This window comes from Sulfurimonas sp., assembly GCF_023229105.1.
In the GTDB taxonomy this organism is placed as follows: domain Bacteria; phylum Campylobacterota; class Campylobacteria; order Campylobacterales; family Sulfurimonadaceae; genus Sulfurimonas.
The window spans coordinates 1-2749 of the sequence record NZ_JALNZY010000131.1; the positions used below are offsets into that span (position 1 = coordinate 1).

4 protein-coding genes are annotated in these 2749 nt (G+C 33.8%); all 4 read right to left on the minus strand.

The features are described 5' to 3' along the window. Positions 1 to 49: 49 nt before the first annotated feature. Positions 50 to 550 carry a hypothetical protein gene (locus M0Q17_RS11140; protein ID WP_295086854.1) on the minus strand — a complete coding sequence of 167 codons (501 nt, stop codon included), beginning with the start codon at positions 548 to 550 and terminating at the stop codon, positions 50 to 52. Between the two features lie 4 nt (positions 551 to 554). Next, entirely contained in the window at positions 555 to 1028 is a 474-nt protein-coding gene (locus tag M0Q17_RS11145; RefSeq protein ID WP_295086856.1) for a hypothetical protein, read from the minus strand. Positions 1029 to 1059: 31 nt separating this feature from the next. After that, positions 1060 to 2358 (minus strand): hypothetical protein, encoded by a 1299-nt coding sequence (locus M0Q17_RS11150; protein ID WP_295086858.1) that lies wholly within the window; start codon positions 2356 to 2358, stop codon positions 1060 to 1062. Positions 2359 to 2397: 39 nt separating this feature from the next. Continuing rightward, positions 2398 to 2749 (minus strand): hypothetical protein (locus M0Q17_RS11155; protein ID WP_295086860.1); only part of this gene is annotated, 352 nt, incomplete at its 5' end.

The following is a 2749-nucleotide window of genomic DNA, read 5'->3' on the forward strand; positions in this document are numbered from 1 at the left end:
CTAAGAGATATTTTTACATCATCTAAAATAGCCATATTATGTTATCCTTTTATTTTATTTCAATCCTATCAAAATTTACTTTTTCTGTAGCATTATCTACTGTTAAGTTTACTGAAAATCTTAATCCTTTTACAGTTGCCCAATTAGCAGCTCCAGTAGTTGCAAAATCAGCAAATAGCATATTAAATGTATTCCATCCACTAGCAGGAAATTCAAATTTTAGAAAATTTATACCATAGTCAAAAGGCGTAGTCGTAAAAAATAAAGCTGATATGCTTGCTATGTTGGAATTGTCAGCTACATAAAATCTAAATTTTAAGCTTTTGTATCTTGACAAATCATATACACATGCTACATCTGCAATAAAATATCCTACAATTCCAGCATTTTTAGTAAGTTCAATTGAAGCACTGCCAGACACTTTATTTAATATATCAAGTACACTGTCACAGCCTTGTAACGTTAAGTCTCCAATATCATCACATTCAGAAAGTAATAGACCTTTTTTTCGTATTGTTTTATTCAATCCATTTCCTAATCCAAGAGCCATTTTATCACTTCCCTTGGTATGCAATTACAGTACCAGAGGCAATTACAATTTGACTAAATCGCCCATATATAACTGTTCCAGCTTCAAAAGTAATTGCAGTAATTCCGCTAGGTGTGCCTGTGCAGGTAAGAACTGCATCGGTAATTATCTGTATAGCATTAAATATATAAGTTGCAGTCGGCGTAATAGTTGCAGCTGCACTATATACTCCTCCTAAGTTTCCCATCATGGCATCAGAGACATTTTTAGTATCAACATTGACAGGATTTGCAGCACTTACGTCCGTGTCGTTTACTTGCAGATTTGCATTTATTGTATCATCACTAGTTTCAATCCAGTTAGTTCCAGTGTTATAAGTTATATACCATTTACCAGTATTATACTCATAAAACTTAGACCCAACTCTTACACCTGTTGGCTTTGTATCTGTACTAGCTCCGATATATAAATTTGTTTGTTTTATTAAAGTTACTGCCAATATAATTCACCTCTAATCATTTGCACAAAATTTAAACTAATGGATCTGTTCCATCTGCTGCAACAACGTTTCCATCAGCACTAATTGGCAACCATGCATAGTGAAATTCAATTACACCACTTTCAAGTGTATCAGTTTTTATTTCATATCCAACATCAGACCCACCAACTACAACTTTATCTAAGACTAATGTAGAATAATTTCCACCTACATCATCAGGAGCAGCTTTTATCCAAACCTCATTAGCATCTATATCAGCTGCATTTGTTGTATTAACATAAAGATTTGTATCACTATCAATTCCAAGCTCAATAGTTCCATTTCCTGCAACATTAGTCGTACAAACTGGCATTAACCAAAGTCTTACTTCACCAGTAATTGTTAATATTTCATGTGTTGCAACTGAGCCAGTTGTTAATGCTGCAAATTCAATTGTAACAACTCCATAATTTGGATTTAATGAAGTTAATCCACCAGCTCTCATAATTGCTTCTAGTCTTTCAAGCACCGAACCGTCAATATTTGGAGCAACCAAAGAAGAACTAAATGCATTGTTATTGTTATTTGCCCCAACTGCACCAAGAACACTACTAGAACTGTCTGTTACTGTATTTCCATCAGTTCCTAATGCATCTGCAATGCTTTTATTTGCTGCCATTGCAGTGCCAGTTCCTTTATTTGTTGCTTCTTGAATTTGTTCAAGTCTTTCTAAGATAGAACCATCTTCATTTGCTACAACATCAGCTGAAGCAAATCCATTATCGGCATCATTTGCACCTAGAATATTAGCAGCACTATCTGTTCCACTAACTTGACCTTGTATATACTCAAGTCTTTCTAAGATAGAACCATCTGCATTTGCTACAACAGCAGTTGAAGCAAATGTATTGTTGTTATCATCTTTTCCAATTGCTACTTGTGATTCATGTATAATTAAACACAAATCTCCTGCTTCTACAGCTGCACTAAATGCAGTCATTGTAAAAGTTCCGGTTGCACTTACATAATCTGTTATTTGTCGAACTTCTTTTTCTGGTGCATCTCCAGCACTATTATCATTATGCAAAATCTGCATATAAAATTGATTATTAAAAAAATCATTTCCATATCCAGCTAGTGCAGATATAACTACTACTGTTGTACTATTTGTAGCTGCTGGAGCTACTCCTTGTAATATAACTTGCCCTGAACTTATTGCAGATACTTGAGATTGTATATATTCTTGTCTTTCTATTATAGAACCATTTGCATTAGCTGCAACATTACTAGAATCATATAGATTATTAGCAGTATTATCGCCTAAGATATTTCTTAAATTGTCTTTTGACATATTTTTTACTTACCTCCTTATAAAAAACTTAACAAAATATTAATCATATATTGCTGATTCCATTGGCAATCCTATATGCTTTGGCTCAATAATATAGTCAGCTCCACCAATACAACCATTGCTAGCCTGAGCAATATTGACCATAATGCAATCAAAATCATTTGCTACATCTAAAGAACTTGGGTCTATTTCAATCCAATATTTCCTATTGCTTACTGCTGGAATTGTAAATGTACTAGCACATGTGCAAGGTAACATTACATCTTCATCAATTCCTATTCCATCAGCACTTGCAGTAACTCCACTTGTACCACCTGTAATTGTTTCAGCATCTACAAATGCTGTAGCATTTACAGTATATAAATACAATGCACTTCCAGTATCTTTGTAA